Genomic DNA, 16,007 nt, shown 5'->3' on the forward strand with positions numbered 1-16,007 from the left:
AAACGACGCTCTTGCTGTGCCAGCTCCTGCGGTCTATGCACACCGCTGCGGGAACGGGCCGCCTGCCGATCACAAAGCGGTGTCTGCATCAATCGGCTTCCTTGCTGCCGGCATCTCCTGGCCCCGCCAAGCTGACGCCCATCCGATGAACCGCACATTTCCAAGGAGGCTTCATGCGCGTGTTCCTGTGCGAGAAGCCCTCCCAGGGCAAGGACATCGCCCGTGTGCTGGGTGCCGTTCAACGCGGCAACGGCTGCTACAGCGGCGCGGGTGTCGTCGTGACCTGGTGCATCGGTCATCTGGTGGAGGCGGTTCCGCCCGAAGGCTACGGCGAGCAATACAAGCGCTGGGCCATCGAGCAACTGCCCATTCTTCCCGAGCGTTGGCGTGTCGAGCCCAAGGCGGCGACCGCAGCGCAATTCAAGGTCGTGCAGCAGCTCGTCGCCAAGGCGGGCGAGCTGGTGATAGCGACCGACGCCGACCGCGAGGGCGAGATGATCGCCCGCGAGATCATCGACCTGTGCGGCTACCGCGGGCCGATTCAGCGCCTGTGGCTGTCGGCGCTCAACGATGCGTCGATCCGCAAAGCGCTGGGTGCGCTCAAGCCGTCCGCCGAGACGCTGCCGCTGTATTTCTCCGCACTCGCCCGATCGCGCGCCGACTGGCTGATCGGGATGAACTTGAGCCGCTTGTTCACACTGCTGGGGCGTCAGGCCGGCTATACGGGCGTGCTGTCGGTGGGGCGCGTGCAGACGCCGACGCTGAAGTTGGTGGTGGATCGTGATCGCGAGATCGCGCGCTTCGTCTCTGTGCCGTATTGGGCCGTGGACGTGCTGCTATCCCATGCCGGCCGGTCCTTCACCGCGAGCTGGATACCGCCCGAAGGCAGCACGGATGCAGCGGGTCGCTGCCTTCAGCAGCCGGTGGCGCAGCAGGCTGCGGATTGCATTCGCGCCGCACGCGATGCGCAGGTCGTGTCAGTGGACACCGAGCGCGTGCGCGAGGCACCGCCGCTGCCGTTCGACCTGGGCACGCTGCAGGAGGTGTGCTCCAAGCAGTTGGGCCTCGACGTGCAGGAGACGCTGGACATTGCCCAGGCGCTGTACGAGACGCACAAGGCGACAACGTATCCGCGCTCGGATTCGGGCTACCTACCCGAGAGCATGCTGGCCGAGGTGCCGACCGTACTCGACAGTCTGGTCAAGACCGACCCCAGCCTGCGGCCGCTGATCGAGCGCCTGGATCGCCAACAGCGCTCGCGTGCATGGAACGACGGCAAGGTGTCGGCTCACCACGGCATCATCCCGACGCTGGAGCCCGCCAACCTGTCGGCCATGAACGAGAAGGAGCTGGCCGTCTACCGGCTGATCCGCGCCCATTACCTCGCGCAGTTCCTCCCGCACCATGAGTTCGACCGGACGGTGGCGCAGTTCTCGTGCGGCAGTCAGTCGCTGGTGGCCGTGGGCAAGCAGATCGCCGTCATCGGCTGGCGTGAGGTGCTGGCGACGCCGGGGCCGGACGATGCCGGTGGCGAGGATGCGCAGCGCAGCCAGGTGCTGCCCGCCCTGCATGCGGGCCTGTCCTGCCCGGTCGGAAAGGTGGATCTCAAGGCGCTGAAGACGCTGCCGCCCAAACCCTACACGCAGGGCGAGCTGATCAAGGCCATGAAGACCGTCGCCAAGTTCGTGACCGACCCGCGCCTGAAACAGAAGCTGCGCGATACCACCGGCATCGGCACCGAGGCGACACGCGCCAACATCATCAACGGTCTGATCGGTCGAGGCTACCTGGTCAAGAAAGGCCGCGCCGTCCGCGCTTCCGACGCGGCATTCACGCTCATCGACGCGGTGCCCTCGGCCATCGCCGACCCCGGCACCACGGCGGTGTGGGAGCAGGCGCTCGACATGATCGAGGCCGGCCAGATGGCGCTGGACACCTTCATCGAGAAGCAGTCCGTGTGGGTCGGCCAGCTCGTGCAGCAGTACCGCGGCGCAACGCTCTCGCTCAAGCTGCCGCCGGCGCCGGCCTGCCCGCAGTGCGGCGCACCGATGCAGCAGCGCACGGGCAAGAGCGGCGCGTTCTGGTCCTGCTCGCGCTACCCGGACTGCAAGGGTACGTTGCCGATCGAGTCCCCGACGGGCCGGCGCAGCGCACCGCGCAAGCGGCGCGCTGCCTCCAAGGCGTCCTGATCCTCGCTTTCCCCCTGCCGCGCCGGCCACTTCACTGGCGGCGAGGCAAACGTCCCGCACCGCGCGGGACTCCAAAGCGCGCGTCTCCTTCTGCAACGGTGTGCGCGCCCCGTATGCCCGCCATCGGGCGACGGGGCGAGAAGGTCATTGCTCCCACGAATCGCGCCCGCCGCCATTCCCTTGATCGGTGTGCCTTGCCTCGGTCACGAGGGGCTTCCTGACGCCTTGCCGCCGCGCGAGCCGTGAGGAGGCCCCTTGGGCCGAGGGTATTCCGTGCCGGTGCCCGCCGGCGGAACAACGGGCTCCCTTTGTGTGTGGATGCACGCCAGAGGTTTCCGGCCCCAGCCACGAAACGGGCCGGGTGCGATTGCTGACGCAGCGAACGGCTTTGACGACGGCCCGCGCTGACGCAGCCCACAGGTGGTTTTCCTTCCTCTCCAGCCGAAGGCCCGCGTGGCCTTCGGCGCCCTGGTCCTTGCCTTGTCACGTGACGCGGGCCTGCCCTAAAGCGGGCCGTCCGCGATTCGGTTTTCCCTGCGACGGCAGCCATGCTTCGCGCCCATCCTCACGCCATGCGTTGCTGACAGTCGTCAGCGGCATGCCCCGGCAGTCCCGGTCTTCAAGACTGCAACGCGGTTCGCCGCGTCGACCGATCCAGTCCGCTTCGCATCGCCCACCGCGGACGCTCGCCGGCCTGGCGACGATGCACTTTTCTCAACCACCCGAGGGGAACTCCATCCTCTACGGGATGCGTGCTCCTCGACCCACCAAGGAGCACGGCATGTCTGAACCTTCTGCATCTTCCTCTGCAACCGCAGTGCGCAGTGGTGCGCTGGCGCTGGCCTGGACCGGCAAGCGTTTGCCGCTACAGGTGCTGCGCAGCGCGGCCGGCCACTACATCGGCACGCAAGACGACGAAGGCCCGGTATCGCGGGAGTCCGTCGAGTATTTCCCGACCCACCTCGCAGCACAGCGCGCCCTGGATACCCATGCCTGGACACAGCGCGCTCACCCCTGATTCCCACCCTTCAAGGAGTTCTCTCATGAATCTGTCTTTACCCGAAGACGTGCTCGATCAGATGGCGCTGGAACAGGCGCACTTCGACGCTGCACCGCAGGCCTTCTTCGAGGCCTGGAAGCGCGGCGCGCAGATCGCCGGCCACGAGTGGTTCGGCGACGGCACACGCGAAGGTCTGCAGCGTGCCACCACCAAGTGGGACCTGCGGCCCAACATGCTGATGCTCAACGACGCCCTGGGCGTGCTGAGCAGCGGTCAACGCATGTTCCTGTCCGCGATGGTGAGCTTCTACAACTCCCGCGAGGGCGGCGCGATGCTCAAGCGTTGCGGCTTCGAGGGGCTGTCCGACTTCGGCGGCCTCGATCTGGAACGGCGCCAGGTCATCGCCGACCTCACGCTGCACTACAACGGCTGGTGAGCCGCGCCTGGCAACCCACCGTCCTTTCATCCCACCCCACGAGGGACATGCATCCCCGTTCGGGGCCATGTCCCTCCTTCTTGTCGCAGGAGCGGCCATGTCCCGAATCACCATCTTCCACTGACCTGCACCGCCCGCCACCAGGGCGGCCCGACGCCGCGGCCGGCTGACCGGTTGCCACTTCATCCACTCGCTGGGGTTCAATCCCCGGCAGGGGATTGCCTCGGCCATCCTCTGCTGGAGGAATCCCATGTCTCATTCCAAAAACCCCTTCGTCCGCGGCTACGATGGCCTGTCCGTGCAGCGGCTGCTGGCGATTTCTTACGACGACGACTGCCCGCTGAGCTATCTGCCGCTGCACGTCTCGCAGTCGCACCTGCCGCTGCACGTCTCGCAGTCGCACCTGCCGGACAGCCAGGTCGAGCGCCATGCCTGCGTCTTCTGCGACGACTTCGCGCTGATCACCGAGGGCCAGAACGTGCCGCCCGAGCTGGACGCGCAGTGCCCCAGCCACGGTATCGCCCGAAACCTCGTCTACGCCGTCATGGCCGAAGAAGCCGGCCAGCCGCTGCACGTCGGCGATACCTACTCCGAGGAAGCCGCGCGCGAGGTGGTACGCCGCCTGCGCTTCGAGACCGGGTTCTACAGCCGTGCTTGGGAAATCAGTTCGGCGCATATCACCGAGGAGGCCGGCCGCTTCCTCGCCGAACTGGCGGACATCGCCACGCCGAGCGGTTTTTTGTTTGTGGCCTTCCGCATTCCCTACAGCCCGGCGGTCGGCGTGAAGCTGATCGCCACCCCCTGGACGGATGCGAACCTGCAGCATGTCGAGGGCATCACCGCCGAAGAGCTGCGGCAGGAGCACCGGGCCAAGGGCGTGCCGGAGTCCCTCGTGGAAGTGTTGCACCTGGCTGCGCTCGCCGACGTTCGCATGTTGGTGTTCGATGCCGGCGCGCCCGTGCTGGACGGGCTGACGCTCTACGACGACGAGTAACCCGCAACCCATTCGAGCCCCCACGTCGGGGCTCTTCTTTTTCGCGGAACGCGGTGCCGGCGCATTGCCGATTCCCAACGGACGGTCGCCGCCATGTGCCGCACGCTGGCCGCATGTTCGCTGGCGTTGCCGGCAGCATGCCCAGGCAGTCGAGACCTTCAAGACTGCGGCGCGGTTCGCCGTGCTGGTTGCTTCGTTCTCCGGGCGCACCCGCGTCCATCCACCTCACCCTCAAGGGACAGACCTCCCTTGCGGGCGGGAGTCCCTTGGTTGCCACAAGGAGTCTCCCCATGGATACCCAAGCCATCCGCGCACAGATGCCGACGCTCGTTGTCGGTCATGTGCCTTCCAACGTCCGTTCGTTCAAATTCAACATCTTCGACGGCCAGCCCAAGGTTTCGACGCTGGGCTTTCACATCGACCCGAAGCCTTTCGAGGGCAAGGTCATCGCCACCACCGACGAGGCCATCGTCGTCAAGACGGGACGAGCCGAGTTCGCGGTGCTCGATCGCACGCTCGTGACCGAAGTGCCCGACGAGGGCGCCAAGGTGCAGGTCGAACCCTATGTCAGACGCCGCTTCGACGGTCAGCGGGCGGACACGCCCGAGGAGCAGACCGAGTTCACCGCCGACGGCCAGCCCTACACGGTGAAGCGGTTCGTGCTCGGGTCCGCACCGGCGAAGCTGCCGATCCCCGAGCCGCGCTGCCCCGAGCTGCAGGAACTGATCGTCCAACTGGAGCAGTTGCCCGCTCCCGACGGTTTCCGGCGCATCACCCACATGCTGGTGGATGCCGGTGCGCGGGACATCACCTGGGTCGATCCGCTGCCCGCCGACATCATCCGCACGCCACCGGCCATCGGCTTCACCGTCGCCACGATGAAGTTCCAGGGTCGCGTCACCGTGCTTTATGAGCGTGGCCTCGACCTCTACGCGGTGGAGCTGCACCGCGACGGCGAGCTGGTCGAACGGGTCGATGAGGTGTTCTTCGACACCCTCGGCGAGACGCTGGAACGGCTGATCGACGACGGGAGCTGGAGACGCATCCGCGTGCAGTGCCTGTCGGGTCGCAAGGCTGTCCGGCACTGAGCTCCCAGCAGCTTCCCGCCCTCGCGGCGGGAAGCCTCTCTTCCTGCCCCCCTGGAGATCACACCCATGACTGTTCGATTCAAAGGCACGGAGCTGCGGCCCGTGCTCGCCGAAGCGGTGGCGAATCAATGCCGCGTCATCCTGGTCAAGGATCAGGGCGTGTACTTCCTGGCCGAGTGCGGCGAGCGCCGACCCGATGGTCGCCAGAAGACCATCGCCTATGCCGCCGGTTGCAACCCGGATGTCGATGCCTTCGACGAATGGTGGGAACTGGCGCGTGCCGAGTTCGGTGGCGACGACTTCGGCGAGTTCTTCGATCCGCAGGAGGGCGTGTTTGCGCGCATCCTGCGCAGCGAGGACGACCTCGACGTGTCCGCCACCGCGACACACCTGTCGCTGCAGGCGGTTCCTCCCACGCCCAGCGGTAACTGACCGCCCATCCCTGGCCCCCGCTCCGGGGGCCTCTTTCTTCCCGGCAATGCGGACAGCCGCGAGTGCCGATTGCCGCTCGCCTGCGCGCCGTCCCGGCGCCACGCTTCCGGCCATGTTCCGCTGACGTCCGTCAGCGACATGCCCAGGCAGCCACGATCTTCAAGGCTGCGATGCGGTTCCGACCGCGTTGATCACTCCAGTTCGCACCGGCATCCATGCGCGAACGGCCATCGGTTCTCGATGGCGATGCCACCAAGCTGTTCCATCAACCCACGCGGGGGTTCCACACCTTCCCCGCCTTGGGTCGGGTGTGTCTCCGCCTCATTGTTCCCAGGAGATTCACCATGACCACTTCCACCGAAAAGTCCTACTTCGATCTGCACATCACCGGCCTCGGGTATCTCAATCGCATCCGCGAAGTGAAGCCCAAGAAAGGCGATGCGTTCCTGGCCTGCGACATCGCAGCCCTGAACGGTCCCAGCGATGACGTCTCGTATGTGCGTTTCGACACGCGCGTATCGGGATCGGAAGCGCAGCACCTGGTGCGCCGCTGCATTCAGGCGGTCGACGCCGAGAAGAAGGTGATGATCGGCTTCCGCCTGGGCGACCTGTGGACCGACACCTTCACCTACTCCAAGGGGAAGCGTGCCGGCGAGCAGGGTGTGAGCCTCAAGGCCCGCCTGCTGTTCGTCAGTTGGATCAAGGTCGACGGCAAGCTCGTCTACAAGGCCGAACCCAAGCCGACCGAGACCGACGAGCGCGACCCGGAAGTCCCTGTGACGTCCGACGCGCCCGCCGCGCAGCAAGCCTCGGCACCGGAGCCTTCCAAGCCCGTCGCCGATGCTGCCGACGACGCTGCCGATGCCCCCGCATTGGCCGTTGCCGAGTCGTTCTGATCCGCAAGGCCCCATCCCCGGGGCCTTGTCTTCTCTTCGTCAGCAGGAGACCTTCATGATCACCATCCCCGGCCAACTGGCCATCAAGACCATCCACGGCAGGAACGGCGACTTCAACGTCGGCCGCCTGGCGACCTCGATCGGCGAGTTCGTCGTGAAGAACGCCGAACTCGATCAGTACCGCGAGGGCAAGTACGACGGTGATTTCGTCATCGTCGAGATTCGTCCCTCCACGTACAACGCCAACGGCCGCATGGTCATCGAGATCCGCGCCCATCTGGGCGGGATGACACTGTCCAACATCGACGCCCTGAGCCGCGACGAAGCCCGCCGGCTGAGTCCGCAGGAAGTTGATCCGATCGACGAGGAGGCGCAGGCCCCCGTGCCGGCAACGCCCCCGGCCAAGCCGAAGGCGAAGCCGCGCAGTCCGCGCGATCCCCTGGTCGATACCACGCCGTTCGGCAGCGAACCGGCTCGTGTGTCCGCTGCGGCCTCGGCCGAGGCAGACGACGCGGCGCTGTTCGGTGCCTTGTGGCCCCTGGGTGAGACCGTGAAGCTCGATGCGACCGTGGATCGTCGTGTGCTGCGTCAGCAGCGCGACCGTCTCGACAAGCTCGGCTACGAGTTCGCCCCGTTGTCCCAGGACTGGCACCTCAAAGCTGCCTGATCCATCTGCCGCCTTGCGCGGCATTCCGCCACCCGCCGGGGTTCTTCCCCGACGGGGAGGGCTCCGGCCTTTTCTTCAAGGAGACCCTCATGGGCTGGACCTTCGTTCGTCAGACGCGCGATCAGTTGATCCGCGAGCTGCTCGCTCCGCAGGCGTCCGAACGCGCTTGCTGCGAAGTCATCGACCACACACTGGACGGCGACGTTCTGTGGACCGTGGTTCGCGTCACCGCCAGGCAGGCGGGCGTCATGGGCCTCGCGGCCGGTGAGTCCGTCTGCTACATCGGCTGCCATCTGCTGGAAAGCTCGGGCGGCGATTGGGGCTACAAGTCCCTCGATGAGTCCGTGCATCCGTACTACTACTCGTGCCCGCTGCGCTATCTCGACATGGCGCCGGTGCAAAGCTCCGAGTGGCGCGAGCGGGTTCACCGCTTCCACGCGGGACGCGCTGTCTAGCGGCACGCATCTTCCTTCACCCAACCGGGGCGAGCATGGCCCCGCGGGCTGTGGTTGCTCCTTCATTTTCAAGAGGACATCACCATGCCTGCACCTTCTTCCGCGAAACCGCTGTACCGCATCGACGAATGCCCCGACCTCATGGCCGACGGTTGCGTCGGTGACGAGCAGGGCAATCTCGTCTTTCTCTCGATCTGGGCGCGCGACACCGCCGTTCAGGAGTTCCTCGCCCGCCTGACCCTCGGCCGGGACGAACAGGGACTCGATCAGTTCCACGTCATCACCGAGCAGGGCGCATCCATCCCCGTCTTCGTCGGCAACGTCGAGAACCTGGAAAAGCGCATCACCCGCGCCTATCGGCGAACGCTGTTCGGTTCGCTGACGAACGTGTGGCTGTTCGATCGTCGCTGCGTGAAGCCAGACAAGGCCAACGCCAGCGCGCTGGCGCTTCTGCCCAGGGATTCCGCTCACCGGCTCGACCGGCTGTGGACGCTGGTGCAGGACACCTGCCCGCTGCCACTGCTCGACCACTGGCGCGACACCGTGCTGGAGCTGTTGCAGTCACGGCGGATGCTGACCGGTCTTCCCTTGGCCCTCGGGCCGCTGGAAGGCCATCGGCTGGCCCTCAATGTCCCGGCGCTGACGAAGGCGTTGGGCGAGCTGATCCGCAACGGCACCCTCGGCGCCACGCAGTACGAACTGGCCGCGAACGCACCGCTTCGGCGTGTGGCGTGAGCCATCCCCACGGGCATGCGCGCCGCGCGTGCCCGCCTTCCCTCATCCATCATCAGGAGAAATCCATGGCTCTCATGTTTCCGCGCCTGGCGCGCAACTTCATTCGTAACGGCTACTTCCCCACCGACGAGCCGACGCTGGAGCGGGCCTTGTCCGCACTGGCGCCGTCTCCCGGCTCGATGTCCATCCTCGATCCCTGCGCCGGCGAAGGCGTGGCGATTGCCGAAGCCGCCCACGCCCTCGGGCGCGAGCAGGTCCAGGCCTTCGCCGTCGAATACGACGCCGAGCGTGCCCGCCACGCACGGCAACTGGTCGATCGCTGCATCCACGGTGACCTGATGGACACACTGATCTCGCGCCAGTCCTTCGGGCTGCTGTGGCTGAACCCGCCGTATGGCGACCTGAGCAAGGACGTGAACGGCAACATCGGCTATCAGGGCCAGGGCCGTGCGCGGCTGGAAAAGCTGTTCTATCAGCGCGCGCTGCCGCTGCTGCAGTACGGTGGCGTGCTGATCTTCATCGTGCCGTCCTACGTGCTCGACGCCGAGCTGGTCGGATGGCTGACGCGCCACTTTGCCGAACTGCGCATCTACCGTGCGGTGGAGACGCAGTTCAAGCAGGTGGTGATCTTTGGCCGCCGGGTTCGCCAGCGCGACCAGGCGTCGGAGTCGGCCAAGGCCCTGCGTGGTCTGCTGCTGCAGATCGGACAAGGCGATGCCGAAGCCGAGGAGCTGCCGCTCGAATGGCCGTTCCTGCCGTACACCGTCCCCGCCAGCCCGGCCGAGCCGGAGCACTTCTATCGCGTCACGATGGAGCCCGAGCAGTTCGCCGATGAAGTCGGCCGGCTGCAAGGACTCTGGCCGGCGCTCGATACCCACCTGGGCGCCGCGCAGCAGTCGCTGCGTCCGCCCGCGCGGGCCTTGTCGCACTGGCATCTCGCCCTGGCCTTGGCCGCAGGCGCGATCTCCGGCGTAGTGAAGTCCAAGAGCGGGCGCGTGCTCGTCGTCAAAGGTGATACCCACAAGGAGAAGACCCTCCAGACGGAATACACCGAACGCGACGACGGCTCCGTGGCCGAGACGCGCATCCTCACCGACAAGTTCGTGCCGGTCATTCGTGCATGGGACTTGACGCTGGGCTCGCCCACGTGGGGCGAAGTGCTGATCATCCGCTGATCGCTGTTCCCTGACGGTTCGCCGTCGCTTTCATCCACCCACCGGGGTCACGTCGCCCCGATGGGGTGCCGTGGCCCCTTCTTCCAGAAGGAGAAATCACCATGGCACTCGCAGTCCTCAACCTCGCGTCACAAGCACGCTTTTCGCCCGGGCAGGTGGTCATGACCGCCGGCGTCGACGAGCTGGTCCGACAGGGCCGGCTCAACCCCACGCCGTACCTGCGCCGCCATCTTCATGGCGATTGGGGCGACCTGGACGACAGCGATCGACGGCAGAACGATGCCGCGCTGAAGTCCGGCGAGGATCGTCTGTTCTCGTCCTACCAGGTCACGCGCGACCTGAAGCTCTGGATCATCACCGAATGGGATCGCAGCGTCACCACACTGCTGCTGCCCAGCGAATACTGATCCGCATCCAGCGGTCTCGCGCCGCTTCTTTCTTCCCACCCAGGGGCATGTCACCGCCCCGTGGGGGAGGTGCATGCCCCATTGCTTTGGAGCATCACCATGTCCCTCGATCTCGAAACCGTTCCCGAAACCGCTGTGCAGGGCGACCTGCTCGAAGCGGCAGCTTCACCCCTCACGCTCAGCCTGCAGGACTTCGTATCGGAGTTCGGCGACGAGCTGCTCGATTCGCTCAACCGCGCCAATCCTCCGGTCTACACCGGCCAGGTGCGGGTGCATCGGCAACTGATCCTCGCCGCGCTCAAGCGCAAGCTGTTCCCGGCGCAAGCCGATGTGGTCCACGCCGTCACCGAGCTGTTGGTCGATCGCGGCGAACGCGCCGCGATCGTCAATGGCGAGATGGGCTGCGGCAAGACGACGGTGGGTATTGCCACCGCCGCCGTGCTCAACGCCGAAGGCTACCGCCGCACCCTGGTGCTCTCGCCACCCCACCTGGTCTACAAGTGGCGGCGCGAAATCCAGGAGACGGTGGCCGGTGCCAAGGTCTGGGTGCTCAATGGCCCGGACACGCTGGTCAAGCTGCTAAAACTGCGCGAGCAGTTAGGCGTGCCGGCCCAGGGCCAGGAGTTCTTCGTCCTGGGCCGCGTGCGGATGCGGATGGGGTTCCACTGGAAGCCTGTCTTCGTTCGGCGGCGCACGCCTCACGGCGACGTGGGGGCCTGCCCGGATTGCGGGCATGTCATCACCGACCTCGACGGCGAGCCGATCAACCCGGTCGCGCTCGAAGCCGAGGAGTCCCGCCGCAAGTGCAGTCACTGCCGTGCACCGCTGTGGTCGTTGATCCGTCCCAGAGGCCTGTCCGCCAGCGACCAGTCCTCGACCGTGCTCAAGGCACTGAAGCGCATTCCAACCATTGGCGAAGTCACCGCGCAGAAGCTGATGCAGAAGTTCGGTGACGCCTTCCTCGCGTCGATGCTCGGGGACAACATCCACGAGTTCATCAACCTGATGGATGGCAACGGCGAGCTGGTCTTCTCGGACCGGCAAGCCCACCGGATGGAACGCGCGATGGCCAACATGGAGTTCGGCTTCGGCGAGGGCGGCTACCAGCCGTCCGAGTTCATCAAGAGGCAGCTTCCCCAAGGCACGTTCGACCTGCTCATCGCCGACGAGGCGCACGAGTACAAGAACGGCGGCTCCGCACAGGGCCAGGCCATGGGGGTGTTGGCGGCCAAGGCGCGCAAGACGCTATTGCTCACCGGCACGCTGATGGGCGGCTACGGCGACGACCTGTTCCACCTGCTGTTCCGCGCCCTGCCGGGGCGGATGATCGAAGACGGCTACCGGCCGACGAAGAGCGGCAGCATGACCTCGGCCGCGATGGCGTTCATGCGCGATCACGGTGTCTTGAAGGACATCTACTCCGAGAGCACCGGCACGGCGCACAAGACGGCCAAGGGCACCAAGGTATCGGTGCGCACGGTCAAGGCGCCGGGTTTCGGTCCCAAGGGCGTACTGCGTTGCGTCCTGCCGTTCACGGTCTTCCTCAAGTTGAAGGACATCGGTGGCAACGTGCTGCCGCCCTACGACGAGGAGTTCCGCGAAGTCGCGATGGACACGGCGCAAGCCGCGGCCTACCGCGATCTGGCGGGTCGCCTGACCCAGGAGCTGAAGCAGGCCCTGGCGAAGCGCGACACGACGCTGCTCGGTGTAGTCCTCAATGTGCTGCTGGCCTGGCCGGACTGCTGCTTCCGGTCGGAAACGGTGGTACATCCGCGCACGCGCAACACCTTGGCGTTCGTACCGGCTCAGTTCAACGAGCTGGAGGTGATGCCCAAGGAGCGCGAGCTGATCGAGATCTGCAAGCAAGAGAAGGCGGAAGGTCGCAAGACCCTGGTCTATTCGGTCTACACCGGCACGCGCGACACCACGTCGCGTTTGAAGGTGCTGCTGGAGCAGGAAGGCTTCAAGGTGGCGGTGCTGCGCGCGAGCGTGGATGCTTCCCGCCGCGAGGACTGGATCGCCGAGCAGTTGGACCGTGGCATCGACGTGCTCATCACCAATCCCGAGCTGGTGAAAACCGGCCTGGACCTGCTGGAGTTCCCGACCATCGTATTCCTCCAGTCCGGCTACAACGTGTATTCGCTGCAGCAGGCCGCCCGGCGCTCATGGCGCATCGGCCAGAAGCAGCCGGTGCGCGTGATCTACCTGGGCTACGCCAACTCCTCGCAGATGACCTGCCTGGGGTTGATGGCCCGGAAGATCATGGTGTCGCAAAGCACGTCGGGCGACGTGCCGGAGTCCGGGCTTGATGTCCTGAATCAGGACGGAGACTCGGTGGAAGTCGCGCTGGCACGGCAGTTGGTGTGCTGAACTTCACTGCTTCACTTCAACGGCTCCTCCGGGAGCCGTACTTTTTTGGTCATCCAGACGGTGACCTTGATCCGGGAAGCGGAAGACAGGGCCTCATCCACCGCCATGGGCCATGCGGGTCGCCTCGTAGGCCTGCATGTGTGCAAGGCTCACCCTCAGCAGCGGCGCATCCAGTCGAGCTTCATGCGCGCGTCGCAGCATGTCCCCAATGATGTGCTCATGCTCGGTGGGGCCACCACGTTGCAGATCGCGCAGCATCGATGCGGTGCCGGTGGACCCGCGCTCGGACAACGTCGTGAACATGCGGGCATAGGCGTCCTGCGATGGGATGTACCCTGAGGCGGCGGCGGTCGCCACGCATTCGCCGAGCATCTGGCGCACCAGCGCTTCGCCATCTTGTGCCTGCACGATTGCGCCAACTGGCGCGCGCATCAGCGTGGTCATGCCGGCATAGGTCGTGAGGAATACGAACTTCTCCCACATCTCCTGCAGGATGTCCTGGCTCAACACCGGTGCGAAACCGCCGCGCTCCATCAATCCATGCAACGCCTGCGCCGCGTCCTGCTGGCTGTGGGTGCGTGCGCCGAGGGCGAGGCGCTGCAGCGTGTTGAGATGCTGGATTTCACCGGCCGGGCCGAGCGCCACACCGATGTGGCACAGGCCGCCCAGAACGCGCTCGGCGCCGAAGCGCGCATCCAGGTGATCCAGATGCCGCACCCCATTGAGCAGCGGAACGATGCATGTCGAGGGGCCGATGGCGGGCGCGATGGCAGTCATCGCGCCCTCAAGATCGTAGGCCTTGCAGGCCAGCAGCACGGCATCCACGGACGGCGGTGCCTCGACGACTGTTTTCACGGGAAGGGTCAGGTCACCCAAAGGGCTCTTGATGACGAGCCCGGTCTCGGCGAGTTGTGCGGCGCGTCTCGGCCGGACCAGGAAACGCACGTCCACGCCGGCCGCGGCCAGACGCCCGCCGAAATAGCCCCCGATCCCACCTGCACCCAGCACCAGAAGACGCATGGCCATGCTCCTGTTTGAATTTGAGAATTTCTACTATAGTAGAAATTCGTGGCGCGATCGATTTCAGCGCCATTGATACCCCACGCATCCATCCTGACTTGATTGCGGCCCATGCCGAATTCCTCCGCTCCTCAGACCACGCCGAAAGGCGAGCGCGCCGAAGCGCTCCCGAGCAATCTTCGGCGTCTGCGCCTGGAGGCGCAGCTCACCCTCGATCGGCTCGGGGCGTTGTCGGGTGTGAGCCGCGCGATGATCTCCAAGATCGAACGTGGCGCGTCGGTTCCCACTGCCACGGTGCTGGGCAAGCTTGCCGCCGCACTGCAGGTCAGTCTGTCTCAACTCCTGGGGGGATTCCATGCGCGCCAGCCCAGGCTGCATGGCAGGGAGCGCCAGGCGGTCTATCACGACCCCGCTTCCGGCTTTGAACGCCGTTCTCTTTCGCCGCTGTTCGAGGATGGCGCGGTCGATCTGGCCTTCAACGTGTTGCCTCCGGGCAAGTCCGTCGAGTTCCCCCCGCACCATGCGGGCGTGGAGGAGTTTCTCGTCGTGCATGAGGGGGCGCTTACCGTGGTCATCGACGGAAGGCGCTTCGACGTCGCTGCCGGAGATACGTTGTTCTTTCCTTCGGATTGCGTGCATGAGTTCCGCAATGAAGGCGGCGAGCCGGCTGTCTTCTATATCGTGATCAACGATCGGACGCGGCGTTAGGCGGCGAGATCCCCCCGGCACGACCATTCGCCGCGGCATGATCCCGACATGCGTCCTGGCGACCGCGCGGTTGCCGGCATTGCTTTCGGCAAATCGGGAGCCGACGGATTCGCTTTGTTTGCTGTGACAAAGGGCCGGCGCGGCGATGGTGATGGCTCGTTGTTTCAGGACACCGATCCATGCGCCCATCCCGCCAGCCCTTCCGTATTGCCGGACGCAGCCATCCGATCCGTTTGCCCGGCTTGCTCCTGGCCGCCATGGCCAGCGGCTGCGCGATGACGAACGCCGTGCCACCGACGCCCGTATCCAAAGTCACCGACATCGCGCCCGAAGCCGTGATGGAGTTCGTGCCGGTGACGCGGTATGGCCGCTACACCCTGGTCGAACTCGCGCCCACAGCGGCCCAGCACGACCTGTTGCTGCAGGTGGTGGATGTGGAGATCCCCGGCACGCTGGGCGCCACCGTCGGGGATGCCCTCCGGCACCTCGTTCTGCGTTCCGGCTACCGGCTGTGCGATGAGCAGTCCACCGATCTGTTGGCCTTGCCGCTGCCGGCGGCTCACTACCGGCTCGGCCCGCTCCTGCTGCGCGATGCGCTCTTGACACTGGCCGGCCCCGTCTGGGATCTGCAGGTCGACGACGGTGAGCGGAAGGTGTGCTTCATCCGCAGCCTCAGGGAGGCTCATACGCCACACGAGCCCAAGCCACCGGAAATCAACCGTTCGGCGGAGCCCCCTCCGCTGATCCGGGAGGTTTCGCCATGACCATCCGGGACTCGGCGACGGGCCAGCGCACGACGCTGCTGCGGGTCGCGGCCGCAACCTGGTTGTTGCTCGTCAGCGCGGTGGTGCTGGTGGATCACATGGCCTTGTCCGGGCTGGCGGAACAGACCCAGGCCTTCGCGCCCACCGCGCAGGTGTCCCTGCTCGAATCCCGACTGGACGGCCTCTCGCATCGGATCGAACAACGCCATACTCAGCCCGCCGCCTTGCCGCAGGCGCGCTACGAGCAGGACACCGCGGCGTTGGACCAGCGGCTGGCGGCGATCGAGCTGGCGCAGGCCCAATACGCCGCCACCGATGCGCTGCACGCATTGGAAACCCGCGTCACGCGACTGGAAGCCCGCCTGGTCTCGCGCCAGCCCAAGCTGCCCGCACCACGGCCATCCCAACCTGTGGCGGCCCAACCCAAGCCTGTTGAGCCTTCATTCCGCCTGATCGGAGTGGAACTGCGTGCGGGAGAACACTTCGTGTCGGTGATGCCTGCCGATGGCACCGGGCTGGCCGATGTCCGCCTGCTGCGCGCCGGAGAGTCGGAGGGTGGCTGGCGACTGGACGGGATCGAGCGCGATGGCGCCGTCTTCCGGCAGGGAGACGAGATCCGCAGGCTGCCCATCCCGCCCCGATAAGGAGGCCCACACCGATGGTCCCGCGCC

At 66.1% G+C, this 16,007-nt stretch carries 17 protein-coding genes; 16 read left to right on the forward strand and 1 reads right to left on the reverse strand.

Annotation, left to right across the window (positions count from 1 at the left end; translation table 11 throughout):
- Nucleotides 1–173: 173 nt before the first annotated feature.
- The 13 genes from OU419_RS06460 (at nucleotide 174) to OU419_RS06520 (ending at nucleotide 12,844) form a co-directional block, all read left to right on the forward strand.
- On the forward strand, nucleotides 174–2,189 hold the full coding sequence (locus OU419_RS06460; RefSeq protein WP_024889628.1) for a DNA topoisomerase III: 2,016 nt from the start codon (nucleotides 174–176) through the stop codon (nucleotides 2,187–2,189).
- A gap of 781 nt (nucleotides 2,190–2,970) precedes the next feature.
- A complete protein-coding gene (locus OU419_RS06465; protein WP_010792170.1) occupies nucleotides 2,971–3,207 on the forward strand; it encodes a hypothetical protein in 237 nt (78 codons plus the stop codon).
- 25 nt (nucleotides 3,208–3,232) lie between these two features.
- Nucleotides 3,233–3,625 (forward strand): hypothetical protein, encoded by a 393-nt coding sequence (locus OU419_RS06470; protein ID WP_003141051.1) that lies wholly within the window; start codon nucleotides 3,233–3,235, stop codon nucleotides 3,623–3,625.
- 250 nt (nucleotides 3,626–3,875) lie between these two features.
- Nucleotides 3,876–4,619: a DUF5983 family protein gene (locus OU419_RS06475; protein ID WP_254471751.1), complete on the forward strand. Its 744-nt coding sequence runs from the start codon at nucleotides 3,876–3,878 to the stop codon at nucleotides 4,617–4,619.
- 290 nt (nucleotides 4,620–4,909) lie between these two features.
- A complete protein-coding gene (locus OU419_RS06480; RefSeq protein ID WP_024889626.1) occupies nucleotides 4,910–5,707 on the forward strand; it encodes a hypothetical protein in 798 nt (265 codons plus the stop codon).
- 66 nt (nucleotides 5,708–5,773) lie between these two features.
- The gene (locus OU419_RS06485; protein ID WP_024889625.1) at nucleotides 5,774–6,139 is read left to right on the forward strand and encodes a DUF3085 domain-containing protein; all 366 of its coding nucleotides are present in this window, start codon (nucleotides 5,774–5,776) and stop codon (nucleotides 6,137–6,139) included.
- Between the two features lie 344 nt (nucleotides 6,140–6,483).
- Nucleotides 6,484–7,035 (forward strand): STY4534 family ICE replication protein, encoded by a 552-nt coding sequence (locus OU419_RS06490; RefSeq protein ID WP_003141036.1) that lies wholly within the window; start codon nucleotides 6,484–6,486, stop codon nucleotides 7,033–7,035.
- A gap of 55 nt (nucleotides 7,036–7,090) precedes the next feature.
- A complete protein-coding gene (locus OU419_RS06495) occupies nucleotides 7,091–7,702 on the forward strand; it encodes a DUF3275 family protein (RefSeq protein WP_003141033.1) in 612 nt (203 codons plus the stop codon).
- Between the two features lie 89 nt (nucleotides 7,703–7,791).
- The gene (locus OU419_RS06500) at nucleotides 7,792–8,157 is read left to right on the forward strand and encodes a hypothetical protein (protein ID WP_013982123.1); all 366 of its coding nucleotides are present in this window, start codon (nucleotides 7,792–7,794) and stop codon (nucleotides 8,155–8,157) included.
- An 84-nt stretch (nucleotides 8,158–8,241) separates the two neighbouring features.
- Entirely contained in the window at nucleotides 8,242–8,892 is a 651-nt protein-coding gene (locus OU419_RS06505; RefSeq protein WP_024889624.1) for a hypothetical protein, read from the forward strand.
- Nucleotides 8,893–8,957: 65 nt separating this feature from the next.
- Nucleotides 8,958–10,067, forward strand: a complete 1,110-nt coding sequence (locus OU419_RS06510) for a DUF6094 domain-containing protein (protein ID WP_024889623.1) — start codon at nucleotides 8,958–8,960, stop codon at nucleotides 10,065–10,067.
- A gap of 101 nt (nucleotides 10,068–10,168) precedes the next feature.
- Nucleotides 10,169–10,474, forward strand: coding sequence for a hypothetical protein (locus tag OU419_RS06515; protein WP_024889622.1), 306 nt, complete (start codon nucleotides 10,169–10,171; stop codon nucleotides 10,472–10,474).
- 99 nt (nucleotides 10,475–10,573) lie between these two features.
- Nucleotides 10,574–12,844 (forward strand): helicase-related protein, encoded by a 2,271-nt coding sequence (locus OU419_RS06520; RefSeq protein ID WP_254471750.1) that lies wholly within the window; start codon nucleotides 10,574–10,576, stop codon nucleotides 12,842–12,844.
- A gap of 93 nt (nucleotides 12,845–12,937) precedes the next feature.
- Here OU419_RS06520 and panE read toward each other — a convergent pair whose 3' ends face one another.
- Nucleotides 12,938–13,864: a 2-dehydropantoate 2-reductase gene (gene panE, locus OU419_RS06525; protein ID WP_024889620.1), complete on the reverse strand. Its 927-nt coding sequence runs from the start codon at nucleotides 13,862–13,864 to the stop codon at nucleotides 12,938–12,940.
- 111 nt (nucleotides 13,865–13,975) lie between these two features.
- Between panE and OU419_RS06530 the strand changes: the two genes are divergently transcribed.
- The 3 genes from OU419_RS06530 to OU419_RS06540 all read left to right on the forward strand — a co-directional run bounded on the left by OU419_RS06530 (nucleotide 13,976) and on the right by OU419_RS06540 (nucleotide 15,980).
- Nucleotides 13,976–14,572 carry a helix-turn-helix domain-containing protein gene (locus tag OU419_RS06530; RefSeq protein ID WP_024889619.1) on the forward strand — a complete coding sequence of 199 codons (597 nt, stop codon included), beginning with the start codon at nucleotides 13,976–13,978 and terminating at the stop codon, nucleotides 14,570–14,572.
- 179 nt (nucleotides 14,573–14,751) lie between these two features.
- Nucleotides 14,752–15,336, forward strand: coding sequence for a PFGI-1 class ICE element type IV pilus protein PilL2 (gene pilL2, locus OU419_RS06535; RefSeq protein ID WP_024889618.1), 585 nt, complete (start codon nucleotides 14,752–14,754; stop codon nucleotides 15,334–15,336).
- Nucleotides 15,333–15,980 (forward strand): hypothetical protein, encoded by a 648-nt coding sequence (locus OU419_RS06540; RefSeq protein ID WP_024889617.1) that lies wholly within the window; start codon nucleotides 15,333–15,335, stop codon nucleotides 15,978–15,980. Before pilL2 ends, OU419_RS06540 begins: the two co-directional genes overlap by 4 nt.
- Nucleotides 15,981–16,007: the final 27 nt, after the last annotated feature.

Source organism: Pseudomonas triclosanedens (genome assembly GCF_026686735.1).
Taxonomy (GTDB): Bacteria; Pseudomonadota; Gammaproteobacteria; order Pseudomonadales; family Pseudomonadaceae; genus Pseudomonas; species Pseudomonas triclosanedens.